This window comes from Streptomyces pseudovenezuelae (assembly GCF_029892565.1).
Classification (GTDB): domain Bacteria; phylum Actinomycetota; class Actinomycetes; order Streptomycetales; family Streptomycetaceae; genus Streptomyces; species Streptomyces pseudovenezuelae_A.
Genome location: NZ_JARXVH010000009.1, coordinates 133,691 through 150,099, shown reverse-complemented (window position 1 = coordinate 150,099; position 16,409 = coordinate 133,691). Strand labels below are relative to the sequence as shown.

14 protein-coding genes are annotated in these 16,409 nt (G+C 71.1%); 13 read left to right on the top strand and 1 reads right to left on the bottom strand.

Going from position 1 to position 16,409, the window contains the following annotated elements; genetic code table 11:
• Positions 1-71 precede the first annotated feature (71 nt).
• The 12 genes from M2283_RS28225 (at position 72) to M2283_RS28170 (ending at position 14,254) form a co-directional block, all read left to right on the top strand.
• Complete coding sequence (locus M2283_RS28225; RefSeq protein WP_280879224.1) at positions 72-2,096, top strand: ABC transporter ATP-binding protein; 2,025 nt, start codon at positions 72-74, stop codon at positions 2,094-2,096.
• 121 nt (positions 2,097-2,217) lie between these two features.
• Positions 2,218-3,156 carry an EamA family transporter gene (locus M2283_RS28220; protein WP_280879223.1) on the top strand — a complete coding sequence of 313 codons (939 nt, stop codon included), beginning with the start codon at positions 2,218-2,220 and terminating at the stop codon, positions 3,154-3,156.
• A gap of 121 nt (positions 3,157-3,277) precedes the next feature.
• The gene (locus M2283_RS28215; protein ID WP_280879222.1) at positions 3,278-3,640 is read left to right on the top strand and encodes a DUF6247 family protein; all 363 of its coding nucleotides are present in this window, start codon (positions 3,278-3,280) and stop codon (positions 3,638-3,640) included.
• Positions 3,637-3,897, top strand: a complete 261-nt coding sequence (locus M2283_RS28210; RefSeq protein ID WP_280879221.1) for a hypothetical protein — start codon at positions 3,637-3,639, stop codon at positions 3,895-3,897. The genes M2283_RS28215 and M2283_RS28210 overlap by 4 nt, the downstream gene beginning before the upstream one ends.
• Positions 3,898-4,047: 150 nt before the next feature.
• On the top strand, positions 4,048-4,857 hold the full coding sequence (locus tag M2283_RS28205; protein WP_280879220.1) for a TIGR03084 family metal-binding protein: 810 nt from the start codon (positions 4,048-4,050) through the stop codon (positions 4,855-4,857).
• Positions 4,854-6,575, top strand: coding sequence for an acyclic terpene utilization AtuA family protein (locus M2283_RS28200; protein WP_280879219.1), 1,722 nt, complete (start codon positions 4,854-4,856; stop codon positions 6,573-6,575). The genes M2283_RS28205 and M2283_RS28200 overlap by 4 nt, the downstream gene beginning before the upstream one ends.
• Entirely contained in the window at positions 6,572-8,170 is a 1,599-nt protein-coding gene (locus M2283_RS28195) for an acyl-CoA carboxylase subunit beta (protein ID WP_280879218.1), read from the top strand. The genes M2283_RS28200 and M2283_RS28195 overlap by 4 nt, the downstream gene beginning before the upstream one ends.
• Before the next feature lie 26 nt (positions 8,171-8,196).
• On the top strand, positions 8,197-10,041 hold the full coding sequence (locus tag M2283_RS28190; RefSeq protein ID WP_280879455.1) for an acetyl/propionyl/methylcrotonyl-CoA carboxylase subunit alpha: 1,845 nt from the start codon (positions 8,197-8,199) through the stop codon (positions 10,039-10,041).
• Positions 10,042-10,098: 57 nt separating this feature from the next.
• On the top strand, positions 10,099-11,262 hold the full coding sequence (locus M2283_RS28185; protein WP_280879217.1) for an acyl-CoA dehydrogenase family protein: 1,164 nt from the start codon (positions 10,099-10,101) through the stop codon (positions 11,260-11,262).
• 49 nt (positions 11,263-11,311) lie between these two features.
• Positions 11,312-12,880 (top strand): 4-coumarate--CoA ligase family protein, encoded by a 1,569-nt coding sequence (locus M2283_RS28180; RefSeq protein ID WP_280879216.1) that lies wholly within the window; start codon positions 11,312-11,314, stop codon positions 12,878-12,880.
• A complete protein-coding gene (locus M2283_RS28175) occupies positions 12,877-13,641 on the top strand; it encodes an enoyl-CoA hydratase family protein (RefSeq protein WP_280879215.1) in 765 nt (254 codons plus the stop codon). Before M2283_RS28180 ends, M2283_RS28175 begins: the two co-directional genes overlap by 4 nt.
• A gap of 7 nt (positions 13,642-13,648) precedes the next feature.
• Positions 13,649-14,254: a TetR/AcrR family transcriptional regulator gene (locus M2283_RS28170; RefSeq protein ID WP_280879214.1), complete on the top strand. Its 606-nt coding sequence runs from the start codon at positions 13,649-13,651 to the stop codon at positions 14,252-14,254.
• Positions 14,255-14,324: 70 nt separating this feature from the next.
• Here the strand turns inward: M2283_RS28170 and pdxH are convergent, their stop codons facing one another.
• A complete protein-coding gene (pdxH, locus tag M2283_RS28165; protein WP_280879213.1) occupies positions 14,325-14,993 on the bottom strand; it encodes a pyridoxamine 5'-phosphate oxidase in 669 nt (222 codons plus the stop codon).
• 287 nt (positions 14,994-15,280) lie between these two features.
• On the opposite strand from pdxH, the gene M2283_RS28160 reads away from it, so the two are divergent.
• Complete coding sequence (locus M2283_RS28160; RefSeq protein WP_280879212.1) at positions 15,281-16,381, top strand: citrate synthase 2; 1,101 nt, start codon at positions 15,281-15,283, stop codon at positions 16,379-16,381.
• Positions 16,382-16,409: the final 28 nt, after the last annotated feature.

The window sequence follows — 16,409 nt, the reverse complement described above, 5'->3', positions numbered from 1 at the left end:
CCTGAATCCATACCTGAATCCATACCTGAATTCCGGCGATGCGAAGCGACGGAAAGCGAAGGGGATGCGCCATGGGCAAGGAAGCCGAAAGCCTCGCATACGAGAACGATGACGATCTCGAATACGAGGACGACGACACCCCCACCATTCCCGCCCGCACGGCCTTCCGTCGCTTCTGGCCGCTGACCCGCGGCCTGCGACGCTGGCTGATCCTCGTCTGGGTCTGCACGGTGCTCGCCGCACTCGCCGAGACCGAGGCCATCCTCCTCTTCAGCGACCTCACCGACCGTGCCCTGGCGAAGGGGTCGCTGAGCGCGTTCTGGAGCCCGGCCGTCAAGTGGCTGGGCGTGGCGATCGTCGGCGCGGTCATCGCGTACGCCGGCAACTCCCTCGCCGCGTGGGCGACCGAGCGCTTCGTGCTGCGGCTGCGCGAGCATGTCTTCGACCACGTACAGCAGTTGCCGCCGCACTTCTTCCAACTGCACCGCCAGGGCGACCTGTTGTCCCGCCTGACCAGTGACGTCGAGGCGATCGAGACGCTCGTCGTGTCCGGCGTCGTGGGCACCGCCTCCGCGATCTTCTCCGCCCTCTTCTACGCCGCCGCCGCGTTCTGGCTGCGCTGGGACCTGGCCGCGGCCACCTTCGTCCTCGCGCCGCTCTTCTGGCTGGCGGCCCGCCGTTTCTCCGGCTCCATCAGGGACGTCTCGCGCGAGGGCCGGGTCGCCGACGGCGCGATCACATCGGTGGTCGAGGAGTCGCTCGGCAACATCGTGCTGACGCAGGCCTACGACCGCCGGGACGCCGAACGCCGGCGGCTGCACGAGGAGGCGAGCGCCTGGTTCCGGGCCTCGGTCCGCTCGACGCGGCTGAACGAGGCGTACGAGCAACTCGTCACCGTCATCGAGACGGTGTGCGTGCTCGCGGTGATCGGCATCGGCGCCTGGGAGATCTCCACCGGCCGCATGACCCTCGGCCAACTCCTCGCTTTCTCCGCCTTCTTGGGCTACCTCTACCCGCCCGTGCGGGGCCTGGCCCAACTCGGCCTGACGATCACCGCGGCGACGGCGGGCGCGGAACGGCTCATCGAGATCCTCGACGTACGCCCGTCCGTCGCGGACCCACGACGCGGCGCGGACGTCGGCCGCCCCGACGGCACGGTCGAGGTGACAGGTGTCTCCTTCACCTACCCTGGCGCCGACAGCACCGCCCTCTCCGACCTCTCCTTCACCGTCAACCCCGGCGAGTTGGTCATCGTCACGGGCCCGAGCGGGGCCGGCAAGTCGACGGTCTCGAAGCTCCTGCTCCGCTTCTACGATCCCGACGCGGGCGACATCCGCCTGGACGGCGTCCCCCTGCGCGACTTCCCGCTCGCCCGCCTGCGCGAGTACGTCACCCTGCTCCCGCAGGAGACCCTCGTCCTGCACGACACGGTCCGCGCCAACATCGCGTGCGGGCGCCCCGGCGCCAGCGAGCAGGCGATCGAGGACGCGGCGCGGGCGGCCGACGCGCACGACTTCATCGGCAAGCTCCCCGCCGGCTACGACACCAGGATCGACCCCGGCACCGCCCGCCTCTCCGGCGGCCAGCTCCAACGCCTCGCCATCGCCCGCGCGATCCTGCGCGACGCACCGGTCCTGGTCCTCGACGAGCCGACCACCGGCCTCGACGCGATCGCCGCCCGCCGGGTCGTGAAACCCCTGCGCCGCCTGATGGCCGGCCGCACCACCATCATGATCACCCATGACCTCAACCTCGCCCCCGACGCCGACCGCATCCTGGTCGTCGACGGCGGCCGGATCGTGGAGACCGGCCGCCACGGCGAGCTGCTCGCATGGGGCGGGGCGTACTCGCGGCTCCATCGGTCGCAGAACAACGCGGTGATGGATACGGGGGAGTTGAGGCTGCCGCAGTTTGCGGAGGAGCCGGTGCCAGTGCCGGCTGCGTACGACGTGAACGCCGGCTCGTACGGTGCCTACGGCTATGACGGGTACGCCGGCTACGGAGCACCCGTCGGATACGAGTACGGGACGGTCCCGACCACCTTCCCCGACGGCCGCCCTCTGTTCCGCGACGAGGAGCCCTGGCCCGGCATCTGAGTCCAGCATTCAGGACAGTTGCAAAATGGGTTTTCACGCCTGTCGAAGTCCACTACCCTCGACTCGGTAGTACATCGTGATGGACCTATCGCGAACCCCGAGCCGAGCCCCAGGACCGCCCGTGACCACCCCCAGCGCAGCCGCCACCACTTCCTCACCCTCAGCGGTGCACAGCGAAGCGACCTCGCCCCGCCGTGGTTCCCTCGGCCCCGTCGGGCTAGTGCTGGCGGGCGGTGTCTCGGTGCAGTTCGGTGCGGCGCTCGCGGTGGGTCTGATGCCCAGGGCGGGCGCGCTCGGCGTCGTGACGCTGCGCCTGCTCGCGGCGGCCGTGGTGCTCCTGGTGATCTGCCGCCCCCGACTGCGCGGCCACTCGCGCACGGACTGGGGCACGGTGATCGTCTTCGGTGTCACGATGGGCGCGATGAACGGCCTCTTCTACCAGGCCGCCGCCCGCATCCCGCTAGGCGCGGCGGTCACTCTCGAAGTCCTCGGCCCGTTGGCCCTGTCGGTCCTCGCCTCCCGCCGCGCGATCAACTTCGTCTGGGCCGGGCTCGCCCTGGCCGGCGTCTTCCTGCTGGGCGGCGGTGGGTTCGGAGACCTCGACCTGGCCGGAGTCGCCTTCGCGCTGGGCGCGGGGGCGATGTGGGCGACGTACATCGTCTTCAGCGCGCGGACGGGCCGACGGTTCCCGCAGGCGGACGGGCTCGCGCTGGCCATGGGGGTGGCGGCGCTGCTGATGCTGCCGCTCGGGATCGCGGAGTCCGGCACGAAGCTGCTGGACCCGGTGACGATCGCGCTCGGTTCGGCAGTGGCGATCATGTCCTCGGTCCTCCCGTACACCCTCGAACTCCTCGCCCTGCGCCGCCTCCCCGCCTCCACCTTCGCCATCCTGATGAGCCTGGAACCGGCCCTCGCCGCGACGGCCGGCTTCCTGATCCTGGACCAGGCCCTCTCCGCATTCCAGGCCGCGGCCATCGCCCTCGTGGTGGTGGCGAGCATGGGGGCGGTGCGGACGCAGGTGGGGCGGGGGAAGGTGAAGGGGTTGGAGCCCGTTTCCTGACCATTCGTGCGACGAGGTGCGACGCGTTGGGATTAGAGTCGGGCGCGTGCCCTGAAGAATCCGGCACCCGGCCCTGGCGCGCGGTCGGCCCGGCCGCCGGCACATGGAAGGGAACGGCAGCATGAGTCTGCAGCACACCGAAGCGGCGGGCGACGGGCCGCTGATTCCCCGTCCGGAACGCACCCCGGGTGGTCTGCGCGCAGCCTGCGCCGTCGTTGCCCCGCAGCTTCTTGCGGCCTACGACCAGGCCAAGGACCAGGCATTGGCCGAGGCCGTGGAGCACGGCTCGCTCAAGCCCGTGCACGCCTATCTCGATCACTGGGCCGCCCTGATCGACATCGAACGTCACCCGGAGACGGCGCGGTCCTACCACCGCGCCGAGTATCTGGCGCATGTCGCCACCGCGCCGGAGGAGGCACGCGAACACCTCGCCGCCGCCAGCGCCATCTACCGCGCCGCCGCGAAAGCGGTGCACGCGGGGTGACTTGGCAGTGGGAGTACGTCCCGGACGAGGAGACCGTGGCGGCCGGGGCCCCTCCGGCGTTCCTCGCCGAGGTGGAGAAGAAGGCCGACGAACTGGTCCGGGCCGCTGAAGCCCTCTATCTCCACGGAGCGGGATACCAGGGATTGGACGAGGGCGCGAAACACGCCTTCGTGGCCGGTGGCTTCTTCGTCTACATGGTCACGCCACGCTCGGAGTTCGTCACCGTCTGGCAGGTCACGCCCGACCCTCACTCCTGACAGCTCAGCCGAGCAAATTCCTAGCACCATGCTGACCACCTACGATTACGCATAGTAGTCAAATGGGCGCCCATTGTCGTCCCGGCTGTGGAAAACCAAATCAATACAAGCACGCTTGATTGTTTCCGGTGTCGCTGCCATGCTCCCCCCATGGCCGACCCCACGCCCGTCATCGACGACCTGCGCGCGGAGAGCGAGGAACTCGACGCTCTCGTGGCCGAGTTGCCCGCGGAACGCTGGGCGCTCGCGACCCCCGCCGCTGGCTGGACCGTCGCTCACCAGATCGCGCATCTCGCCTGGACCGACCACCAATCGGTGCTGACCGTGACCGACCGGGAGGCCTTCTCTCGTGAGGTCGAGAAGGCCCTGGCCGAGCCCGGCGACTTCGTGGACAACGGGGCGGAGGAGGGGGCGGGGAAGGCGCCGGAGCAGTTGCTCGCGGACTGGCGGGCCGGGCGTGAGGCCCTGCAGAACGCCCTGCGCGCCGCTCCCGACGGTGCCCGTTTCCCCTGGTACGGGCCGCCCATGGCCACCGCCTCCATGGCCACCGCCCGTCTCATGGAGACCTGGGCCCACGGCCTGGACGTCGCCGAGGCGCTCGGTGTCGAACGCACCCCCACCGACCGGCTCCGGCATATCGTCCGGCTCGGCGTCCGGACCCGCGACTTCGCCTTCGGCGTGCACGGGGCGCAGCCGCCGTTTGAGGAGTTCCGGATCGAACTGACCGCCCCCTCAGGGGACTTGTGGGTCTACGGTCCCGAGAACGCCGACGACCGCGTCACCGGCCCCGCCCTCGACTTCTGCCTCCTCGTCACGCAGCGTGCGAACCGTGCCGACCTCGCTCTGCACGCCAACGGCCCCGACGCCGACCGCTGGCTGGACCTCGCCCAGGCCTTCGCCGGCCCGCCCGGACCCGGTCGCGCCCCGAAGGGATCCGCCCCGAAGGGAGCCGCCGGATGACGCCCGGTAGCCAGCCTGTCCGACCCATCCGAATAGGCAACGCTTCCGGGTTCTACGGCGACCGTTTCGACGCCATGCGCGAGATGCTCACCGGCGGCGAACTGGACGTCCTGACCGGCGACTACCTCGCCGAACTGACCATGCTGATCCTCGGACGGGACCGGTTGAAGGACCCGTCCGGCGGGTACGCCCGTACCTTCCTGCGCCAGTTGGAGGAGGGCCTCGGCCTCGCCCACGCGCGCGGGGTGAAGATCGTCAGCAATGCGGGTGGACTCAATCCCGCCGGACTCGCAGGCCGCGTACGGGAGTTGGCCGACCGGCTCGGCATTCCCGTCCGTGTAGCGCACGTCGAGGGCGACGACCTCACCGCCGCCCACCCGGGCAGCCTCGCCGCCCACGCCTACCTCGGCGGCTTCGGTATCGCCGAGTGCCTGCGGCAGGGCGCGGACATCGTCGTCACCGGGCGCGTGACGGACGCGGCCCTGGTCACCGGGCCCGCCGCCGCCCACTTCGGCTGGCAGCCGGGGGAGTACGACCGCCTCGCGGGCGCCGTCGTCGCCGGGCACGTGCTGGAGTGCGGGACGCAAGCCACCGGCGGCAACTACGCCTTCTTCGCCGAGGCCCCCGGAGACCTCCGGCGCCCCGGCTTCCCGCTCGCCGAGATCCACGAGGACGGCACCGCCGTCATCACCAAGCACCCCGGCACCGGCGGCCTCGTCGACGTCGGCACGGTGACCGCCCAACTCCTGTACGAGACACAGGGGGCGCGGTATCTGGGACCCGATGTCACCGCCCGCCTCGACACGATCCGGCTCACCCAGGACGGCCCCGACCGCGTCCGCATCGACGGCGTTGGCGGCGAGGCCCCGCCGCCCACCCTCAAGGTCGGCCTCAACCGCCTCGGCGGCTTCCGCAACGAGGTCGCCTTCGTCCTCACCGGCCTTGACATCGACGCCAAGGCCGCGCTGGTGCGGGAGCAGATGGAGCCGGCGCTCGCCAAAGTCTCCGACGTGCGCTGGGAGTTGGCCCGCACGGACCGGCCCGACGCCGACACCGAGGAGACCGCGAGCGCACTGCTTCGGCTCGTCGTACGCGACCCGGAGGAGAGGGCGGTAGGGCGTGCGCTGAGTGGGGCGGCGGTGGAGCTGGCCCTCGCGAGCTACCCCGGCTTCCATGTGCTCGTCCCGCCCGGAAAGGGCTCGCCCTATGGGGTCTTCGAGGATGCGTACGTCCCCCAGGGCGACATAGCCCAGGTGGCGGTGGTCCACGACGGACGCCGGATCCCGGTGGCACCGGCCCCCGAGACGGCACCGGCCCACGAGACCGTCGTACCGGAAGAGTCGCCGCAGCCCCCGCTCCCCGAACCACCGCCCCCGGGCTCAGGCACCACCCGCCGCGCCCCCCTCGGCCTCGTCGCCGGCGCCCGTAGCGGTGACAAGGGTGGGAACGCCAACGTCGGTGTATGGGCCCGGACGGACGAGGCCTGGCGGTGGCTCGCGCACACCCTCACCGTCGAGCGCTTCCGCGAACTCCTCCCGGAAACCGCCGACTTGACCGTCGTACGCCACCCGCTCCCCAACCTCCGTGCCCTGAACTTCGTCGTCGAGGGAATCCTCGGCGCGGGCGTCGCCGCCCAGCACCGCTTCGATCCGCAGGCCAAGGCCCTCGGCGAGTGGCTGCGCTCCCGCCACCTGGACATTCCGGAGGCTCTCCTGTGACGGTCATCGACTCCGCCCTGGACATCAACAGCCCGGACTACCGGGCCAATCGCGAGGCGCTCCTCGCCAAGCTCGCCGACCTCGACACCGAGTACGCGAAGGCGTTGGCGGGGGGTGGGCCCAAGTACGTCGAACGGCACCGCAAGCGCGGGAAGTTGCTCGCGCGGGAGCGCATCGAGCTGCTGCTGGATCCGGACACGCCCTTCCTGGAGTTGTCGCCGTTGGCGGCCTGGGGCAGCGACTACGCCGTCGGGGCTTCGCTGGTCACCGGGATCGGGGTCGTCGAGGGCGTGGAGTGTCTGATCACCGCCAACGACCCGACCGTGCGCGGCGGAGCCAGCAATCCCTGGTCGCTGAAGAAGGCCCTTCGGGCGAACGACATCGCGCTCGCCAACCGGCTGCCCTGCATCAGCCTGGTGGAGTCGGGCGGGGCCGATCTGCCGTCCCAGAAGGAGATCTTCATCCCCGGGGGCGCCATCTTCCGCGACCTGACCCGGCTTTCGGCCGCCGGCATCCCCACGGTCGCGGTCGTCTTCGGCAACTCCACGGCGGGCGGCGCCTACATCCCCGGCATGTCCGACCACGTCATCATGGTCAAGGAGCGCGCCAAGGTCTTCCTCGGCGGCCCGCCCCTCGTCAAGATGGCGACCGGCGAGGAGAGCGACGACGAGTCGCTGGGCGGCGCCGAGATGCACGCACGCGTGTCGGGGCTCGCGGACTACTTCGCCGTGGACGAGCAGGACGCGCTGCGGCAGGCGCGGCGGGTGGTGGCCCGGCTCAACCACCGCAAGGCGTACGTCGATCCGGGTCCGGCCGCGCCGCCCAAGTACGACGAGGAGGAGCTGCTCGGCGTCGTCCCGGGGGACCTGCGGATCCCCTTCGACCCGCGCGAGGTCGTCGCCAGGATCGTCGACGGCTCGGACTTCGACGAGTTCAAGCCGCTGTACGGGACGAGTCTGGTGACCGGGTGGGCGACCCTGCACGGCTATCCCGTCGGCATCCTCGCCAACGCGCAGGGCGTGCTCTTCAGCCAGGAGTCCCAAAAGGCCGCCCAGTTCATCCAGTTGGCCAACCAGCGCGACATCCCGCTGCTCTTCCTGCACAACACCACCGGCTACATGGTGGGCAAGGAGTACGAGCAGGGCGGCATCATCAAGCACGGCGCGATGATGATCAACGCGGTCAGCAACAGCCGCGTACCGCATCTCTCCGTGCTCATGGGCGCCTCGTACGGGGCCGGGCACTACGGCATGTGCGGGCGGGCGTACGACCCGCGCTTCCTCTTCGCCTGGCCCAGCGCCAAGTCCGCCGTCATGGGCCCGCAGCAGCTCGCCGGCGTCCTGTCGATCGTCGCCCGGCAGTCGGCGGTCGCGAAGGGCCAGCCCTACGACGACGACGCGGACGCGGCCCTGCGCGCCATGGTCGAGCAGCAGATCGAGTCCGAGTCGCTGCCGATGTTCCTGTCCGGGCGGCTGTACGACGACGGCGTCATCGACCCGCGCGACACCCGCACCGTCCTCGGCCTGTGCCTGTCCGCCCTCCACACCGCGCCCTACGAGGGCGCGCGCGGTGGCTTCGGCGTCTTCCGGATGTGAGGCCCTCAATGACACCGGTGGTTCCTGTGATTACGTCCGTCCTCGTGGCGAACCGGGGCGAGATCGCCTGCCGGATCTTCCGTACCTGCCGTGAACTCGGCATCCGCACGGTCGCCGTGCACTCCGACGCGGACGAGAACGCGCTCCACGCGCGCGTGGCCGACGCGGCGGTACGGCTGCCGGGGGCCACGCCCACGGAGACGTATCTGCGCGGCGAGCTGATCGTGAAGGCGGCCGTCGCGGCGGGCGCGGACGCCGTGCACCCCGGCTACGGCTTCCTCTCCGAGAACGCCGACTTCGCGCGTGCCGTCCTGGACGCCGGGCTGGTGTGGATCGGGCCGCCGCCCGGGGCGATCGAGGCGATGGCCTCCAAGACGCGCGCCAAGGAGCTGATGGGCCTGGAGCCTCTCAAGGAGGTCACCGAGGCCGACCTGCCCGTGCTGGTGAAGGCGGCGGCGGGCGGCGGCGGACGCGGCATGCGGGTCGTCCGCGAACTGGCCGCCCTGGACGAGGAGTTGACCGCCGCCCGGGCGGAGGCCCTGAGTGCCTTCGGGGACGGCGAGGTCTTCGTCGAGCCCTACGTGGAGGGCGGCCGGCACGTCGAGGTGCAGGTCCTCGCCGACACGCACGGCGCGGTGTGGGCCCTCGGCACCCGGGACTGCTCCCTCCAGCGCCGCCACCAGAAGGTGATCGAGGAGGCCCCGGCACCGGGTCTCTCCGAGGAACTCGCGGAGGAATTGGGCGAGTTGGCCGTACGTGCCGCCCGCGCGGTCGCCTACGAGGGCGCCGGAACGGTCGAGTTCCTGGTCTCTCCCGACGGCAAGGCCCACTTCCTGGAGATGAACACCCGCCTCCAGGTCGAACACCCCGTCACGGAGGCCGTGTTCGGCGTGGACCTGGTGGCGCTCCAGATCGCGGTAGCCGAGGGTCGACCGCTCGAAACCGACCCCCCACGCGCGCGTGGCCACGCCATCGAGGCCCGTCTCTACGCCGAGGACCCGGCCCACGACTGGACCCCGCAGACCGGCACCCTGTACCGCCTCGCCGTACCGGACTCCGTCCGCCTCGACACCGGCTACACCGACGGCGACGACATCGGCGTCCACTACGACCCGATGCTCGCCAAGGTCGTCGCCCACGCCCCCACGCGCGCGGATGCCGTCCGCAGACTCTCCGGCGCCCTGGAGAGCGCGGTCGTCCACGGCCCCGTCACCAACCGCGACCTCCTCGTACGCTCCCTGCGCCACAAGGAGTTCACCACCGCCCACATGGACACGGGCTTCTACGACCGCCACCTCACGTCACTGACCGAGCGCACCCCCGACCCGCACGCCCCCCTGGCGGCAGCCCTCGCCGACGCCCACGGCCGCTCCCGCTTCGGCGGCTGGCGCAACCTGCCCTCCCAGCCCCAGACCAGGCGCTACGCGACGGCCGGCGAGGAGCACGAGGTCCACTACCGGCACACGAGGGAGGGCCTGAGCGCGGACGGGGTGCGCGTAGTGCACGCCGACGCCGGTCTCGTCGTACTCGAAGTCGACGGCGTACGAAGGAAGTTCGAGGTCGCGAGGTACGGCGACCAGGTGTACGTGAACACGACCGCGCTGACCGCCCTGCCCCGCTTCCCCCTCCCGACCACCCAACTGGCCCCCGGCTCCTTGGTGGCCCCCATGCCGGGCACGGTCGTAAAGGTGGCGGAGGGCTTGACCGTAGGGGCCACGGTCCAGGCCGGAGACCCCCTCCTGTGGCTGGAGGCGATGAAGATGCAACACAAGATCACGGCCCCCGTCACAGGCACGCTGAGCGAGTTGCGGGTGGTACCTGGCCAACAGGTAGAGCCCGGCTCATTGCTGGCGGTAGTGCAACCCACCTAAGGGGCGCGGGGAACTGCGCGACCAGCCACACACAACCCGCACTCCGAAGGAAACCGAATGGCCCTCATCGAATCCGAAGAGCACAAGGCCCTCCGATCCGCCGTCGCCGCCTTCGGCAAACGCTACGGCCGCGACTACATGACCGACATCATCGACTCCGGCGGCTATCCCAAGGAACTCTGGCTGGAGGCCGCCAAGTTGGGCTACCTCGGCGTCAACCTCCCCGAAACCTACGGCGGCGGAGGAGGCGGCATAGCCGAACTCTCCATCGTCCTCGAAGAGCTCGGCACCGCCGGCGCCCCCCTCCTCATGATGATCGTCTCCCCGGCGATCTGCGGCACGGTCATCTCCCGCTTCGGCACAGAGGACCAGAAACAGGAGTGGCTCCCCGCCCTCGCCGACGGCACCCGCACGATGGCCTTCGGCATCACCGAGCCGGACGCCGGTTCCAACAGCCACCGCATCACCACCACGGCCCGCCGCGAGGCGGACACCGGCGACTGGCTTCTCACCGGCCGCAAGGTCTTCGTGTCGGGCGTCGACATCGCGGACGCGACGCTGATCGTCGGCCGCACCGAGGACGCCCGCACGGGCAACCTGAAGCCCTGCCTGTTCATCGTCCCGCGCGACGCCCCCGGCTTCACGCGCCGGAAGATCGACATGGAACTGCACGGCGCGGAGAAGCAGTTCGAGCTGGCCCTGGACGACGTACGACTGCCCGCCGAGGCGCTCGTCGGGGACGAGGACGCCGGCCTGCTGCAACTGTTCGCCGGGCTCAACCCCGAGCGGATCATGACGGCCGCGTTCGCGATCGGCATGGGCCGCTACGCACTCGCGCGTGCCGTCGAGTACGCGCGCGACCGTGTCGTCTGGAAGACCCCCATCGGCGCCCACCAGGCCATCGCGCACCCCCTCGCCCAGGCGCACATCGACCTCGAACTCGCCCGCCTGATGATGCAGAAGGCGGCGCACCTGTACGACGCCGGGGACGACGTCGGGGCCGGTGAGGCCGCCAACATGGCGAAGTACGCGGCCGGAGAGGCCTGTGTGCGGGCCGTCGACCAGGCCGTGCACACCCTCGGGGGCAACGGGCTCACCCGTGAATTCGGGCTCGCCACATTGATAACCGCCTCCCGCGTGGCTCGTATTGCTCCGGTGAGCCGGGAGATGATTCTCAACTACGTCTCCCACCAGACCCTGGGCCTGCCCAAGTCGTACTGATCCGGCACAGCTCGTAGTGATCCGGCACAGCGACGTGCGAGGAGGAACCGTGTTCCGCAGCGAGTACGCAGACGTTTCGCCCGTAGAACTCCCCATCCACGAGGCGGTGCTCGGCCGGGCCGCCGAGTTCGGTGACGCGCCCGCCCTGATCGACGGCACGGACGGCACCACGCTCTCGTACGAGCAACTGGACCGGTTCCACCGGCGGATCGCCGCCGCGCTCGTGGAGACGGGGGTGCGCAAGGGTGACGTGGTGGCCCTGCACAGCCCGAACACGGTGGCCTTCCCGACCGCCTTCTACGCGGCCACGCGCGCGGGGGCGTCGGTCACGACCGTCCATCCCCTGTCCACGCCCGAGGAGTTCGCCAAGCAGCTCACGGACTCCGCGGCCCGCTGGATCATCACCGTGTCACCGCTCCTGGAGACCGCCCGCCGGGCCGCCGAACTCGCGGGCGGCGTCGAGGAGATCCTGGTCTGCGACAGCGCGCCCGGCCACCGCTCGCTGATCGACATGCTGGCGTCCACCGCCCCCGAGCCGGAGATCGACATCGACCCGGTGGCGGACGTGGCCGCGCTGCCGTACTCCTCGGGGACGACCGGCATACCCAAGGGCGTGATGCTGACCCACCGTCAGATCGCCACGAATCTCGCCCAGATGGAACCGCTCGTCCCGACCGGCCCGGGCGAACGCATCCTCGCGGTCCTGCCGTTCTTCCACATCTACGGCCTGACCGCCCTCATGAACGCGCCCCTGCGCAAGGGCGCCACGGTCGTCGTCCTGCCCCGCTTCACGCTCGACAGCTTCCTCGCGGCCATCCAGAACCACCGCATCACCGGCCTGTACGTGGCCCCGCCGATCGTCCTCGCGCTGGCCAAGCACCCGCTGGTCGAGCAGTACGACCTGTCGTCCCTGCGCTACATCATCAGCGCCGCCGCCCCGCTGGACGCGCAGCTCGCCGCCGCCTGCGCGCGGCGGCTGGGCCTGCCGCCCGTCGGCCAGGCCTACGGCATGACCGAGCTGTCCCCGGGCACGCACATCGTCCCCCTCGACGCCATGCACGCGGCCCCGCCCGGCACGGTCGGCAAGCTCGTCGCCGGCACCGAGATGCGGATCGTCACCCTCGACGACCCCGACAAGGACCTCGACATCGGCGAGCCCGGCGAGATCCTCATCCGCGGCCCCCAGGTCATGAAGGGCTACCTGGGCCGCCCCGACGACACCGCCGCGATGATCGACAAGGACGGCTGGCTGCACACCGGCGACGTCGGCCATGTCGACGCCGACGGCTGGCTGTTCGTCGTCGACCGCGTCAAGGAACTCATCAAGTACAAGGGCTTCCAGGTGGCCCCCGCCGAACTGGAGGCACTCCTGCTCACCCACCCCGGCATCGCCGACGCCGCCGTCGTCGGCCGGTACAACGACCAGGGCAACGAGGTCCCGCACGCCTACGTCGTCCGCCAGCAGGCCGCCTCCGACCTCTCCGAGGGAGAGGTGATGATGTACGTCGCCGAACGCGTCGCCCCCTACAAGCGCGTCCGCAACGTCACCTTCATCAAGGACGTCCCGCGGGCCGCCTCCGGCAAGATCCTGCGCCGCGAACTCAGGGAGCGCCTGTGACACTGATCGGACGTACACGCGCGCGTGGCGTGGAGACCATCGCCCTCGACTCCCCGGCCAACCGCAACGCCCTGTCGGCCGCCCTGGTGGGCGAGTTGGCCGACGCGCTGACGGAGTGCGCCAAGGACACCGACGTACGCGCGATCGTCCTCACCCACACCGGCAACACCTTCAGCGCGGGCGCCGACCTCAAGGACCCGCCCCACCCGGACGCCCTGGTGGGCCTGCTCCGGCAGATCGTCGACCTGCCGAAACCGGTCGTGGCCCGCGTCACGGGACACGTCCGCGCGGGCGGCCTGGGGCTGCTGGGCGCCTGTGACATCGCGACCGCGTCGACCGCGTCGACGTTCGCGTTCACCGAGGTGCGGATCGGCGTGGCCCCGGCGGTCATCTCCCTCCCGCTGCTGCCCCGCACCGACCCCCGCGCACTCGCCCGCTACTACCTGACCGGCGAGCGCTTCGACGCCGCCGAGGCCGCCCGCATCGGCCTGCTGACGGCGGCGGGCGAGGACGTGGACGCCGTACTGGAATCGATCCTGGACGGTCTGCGCCGCTCCTCGCCGCAGGGCCTGGCGGAGACGAAACGGCTGCTCACGGCTAGGGTGCTGGAGGCATTCGACCGGGACGCGGCCGACCTCACCGCGCTCTCGGCCCGGCTGTTCGCCTCCGCGCAGGCCCGCGAGGGGATGACGGCCTTCCTGGAACGACGGGATCCCGCGTGGGTGGATCCCGCATGGGCGGAATCCGCAGGGACGGTGTGAGCGCACGATGGGTGTGAGTACGGCGGAACACGACCGCGCTCCCAAGCAGGACCGCAGCCGGGCCACCCGGCAACGGCTCCTGGAGGCCGCCGTGGCCTGTCTCGCCGAGTACGGCTGGGCGGGCTCCACGGTCGCCGTGGTCGCCGAACGAGCCGGCGTCTCCCGCGGCGCCGCCCAGCACCACTTCCCGACCCGTGAGGACCTCTTCACGGCGGCCGTCGAGTACGTCGCCGAGGAACGCTCCACGGCCCTGCGCGCCCTCTTCCCCGAGGGCGCGCACGAAGACCGCCGGGTGGTCGTGGCCGCCCTGGTCGACCTCTACACGGGCCCGCTCTTCCGGGCCGCCCTGCACCTGTGGGTCGCCGCCTCCGACGAGGAGCAGCTGCGCCCCCGCGTGACGGAACTGGAGTCCCGCGTCGGCCGCGAGACCCATCGCATCGCCGTGGAGTTGCTGAACGCCGACGAGTCCGGACCGGGCGTCCGTGAAACCGTCCAGGGCCTCCTCGACATGGCCCGCGGCCTGGGCCTGGCCAACCTGCTCACGGACGACGGACCGCGCCGCGCGCGCGTGGTGGCCCAGTGGGCGGCCCTGCTGGACGAGGCGCTGGGCTGAGCAGCCCCGATCCCCGATCCCGTTGTCAGTGGCGGGAGCTACGGTTCAGGCCATGGAGACTGCCGCGCGGTCACGGGCTCAGCCGCTCCACCCGCCAGCCGCCGTCCGGCTCGGCCGCGTACCGCAGACGGTCGTGCAGCCGGTTCTCGCGGCCCTGCCAGAACTCCACCGACTGCGGGGCCACCCGGAAACCGCCCCAGTTCGGCGGGACGGGCACCTGCTCGCCCTCGGGGTAGCGGGCGGCGAGCTCCGCGTAGGAGGCGTCGAGCTCGGCGCGGGAGGGGATGACGCTGGACTGCGCGCTGGCCCAAGCACCGAGCTGGGAGCCGTGCGGGCGGGTGCGGAAGTACGCGGCGGTCTCGTCACGGCCGGTACGCCGGGCGACGCCCGAGACGATGACCTGGCGGGCCATCGGATGCCAGGGGAAGAGCAGCGAGACGTACGGGTTCTCGGCGAGGTCGGTGGCCTTGCGGGAGCCGTAGTTGGTGTAGAAGACGAAGCCCTGCTCGTCGAAGTGCTTGAGCAGCACCGTGCGGGAGCTGATCCGCCCCTCGGCGTTCGCCGTGGACACGACCATGGCGTTCGGCTCGAAGAGGTGCCCCTCGGTCGCGGCCTGCTCGAACCAGCGGGCGAACTGCCGCACCGGGGTGGCGGCCAGATCGGGCTCGGCGATGCCCTCGGCCCGGTACTGCTTGCGCATCGTGGAGGGATCGAGGGGAACGGCGTCTCGGTCGGTCACGCGGTCATCTTGCCGTATCGCGGTCGCCGTCCGACGCGGTGTCCTCGACAGCCGAGTGGCACTCAGTGCCGTAGGGACTCCCCAAAGGTGACACTCCGGGATATCGTGCTGATGCCGTTCCGGTTGGGTGACCGCCAGCCGCACGGGGCATCACCAGGATGGCCACCCGGACCGCGAGTCGATCGACGACCGCGGATCCACCGGCCGAGCCGCCGTTTCCGCCGTATGACACATGGTCGTCCCACCCCACAACACCATCTGTCGCACACATCACGAGGAGCCGCCTGATGTCCGACTTCGTACCCGGACTCGAGGGAGTCGTCGCGTTCGAGACGGAGATCGCCGAACCGGACAAGGAGGGCGGCGCCCTGCGGTACCGGGGCGTCGACATCGAGGACCTGGTCGGCCACGTCTCGTTCGGCAACGTCTGGGGCCTGCTCGTCGACGGTGCCTTCAACCCCGGCCTGCCGCCCGCCGAGCCCTTCCCGATCCCCGTGCACTCCGGCGACATCCGCGTGGACGTCCAGTCCGCGCTGGCCATGCTCGCGCCCGTGTGGGGCCTCAAGCCGCTGCTCGACATCGATGCCGAGCAGGCCCGCGACGACCTCGCCCGCGCCGCCGTCATGGCCCTGTCCTACGTCGCCCAGTCGGCCCGCGGCCAAGGCACGCCCATGGTGCCGCAGAGCGAGATCGACAAGGCGCAGTCCGTCGTCGAGCGGTTCATGATCCGCTGGCGGGGCGAGCCGGACCCCAAGCACGTGGCCGCCGTCGACGCCTACTGGACCTCCGCCGCCGAGCACGGCATGAACGCGTCCACCTTCACCGCGCGCGTGATCGCCTCCACCGGCGCAGACGTCGCCGCGGCCCTCTCCGGCGCGGTGGGAGCCATGTCAGGGCCGCTGCACGGCGGCGCCCCCTCCCGTGTCCTCGGCATGATCGAGGAGATCGAGCGGACCGGCGACGCCGAGGCGTATGTGAAGCAGGCCCTCGACAAGGGCGAGCGCCTGATGGGCTTCGGCCACCGCGTCTACCGCGCCGAGGACCCCCGCGCGCGCGTGCTGCGCCGCACCGCCCGCGAGCTGGGCGCCCCGCGCTTCGAGATCGCCGAGGCCCTGGAGAAGGCGGCCCTGGCGGAGCTGCACGCCCGCCGCCCGGACCGCGTGCTGGCCACCAACGTCGAGTTCTGGGCGGCCATCGTCCTGGACTTCGCGGAGGTCCCGGCGCACATGTTCACGTCGATGTTCACCTGTGCCCGCACGGCGGGCTGGTCGGCGCACATCCTGGAGCAGAAGCGCACGGGCCGGCTCGTGCGGCCGTCCGCGCGGTACATCGGCCCCGGCACGCGCAACCCGCAGGAGATCGAGGGGTACGGAGACATCGCTGACTGACAGCGACTGACGGGACTGAGGGAGGACC

Excerpts from the sequence above, each read along its gene's own strand:
- M2283_RS28225 (WP_280879224.1), top strand. The coding sequence starts at position 72 with ATGGGCAAGGAAGCCGAAAGCCTCGCATACGAGAACGATGACGATCTC.
- M2283_RS28215 (WP_280879222.1), top strand. The coding sequence starts at position 3,278 with ATGAGTCTGCAGCACACCGAAGCGGCGGGCGACGGGCCGCTGATTCCC.
- M2283_RS28205 (WP_280879220.1), top strand. The coding sequence starts at position 4,048 with ATGGCCGACCCCACGCCCGTCATCGACGACCTGCGCGCGGAGAGCGAG.
- M2283_RS28200 (WP_280879219.1), top strand. The coding sequence starts at position 4,854 with ATGACGCCCGGTAGCCAGCCTGTCCGACCCATCCGAATAGGCAACGCT.
- M2283_RS28185 (WP_280879217.1), top strand. The coding sequence starts at position 10,099 with ATGGCCCTCATCGAATCCGAAGAGCACAAGGCCCTCCGATCCGCCGTC.
- M2283_RS28170 (WP_280879214.1), top strand. The coding sequence starts at position 13,649 with ATGGGTGTGAGTACGGCGGAACACGACCGCGCTCCCAAGCAGGACCGC.
- M2283_RS28160 (WP_280879212.1), top strand. The coding sequence starts at position 15,281 with ATGTCCGACTTCGTACCCGGACTCGAGGGAGTCGTCGCGTTCGAGACG.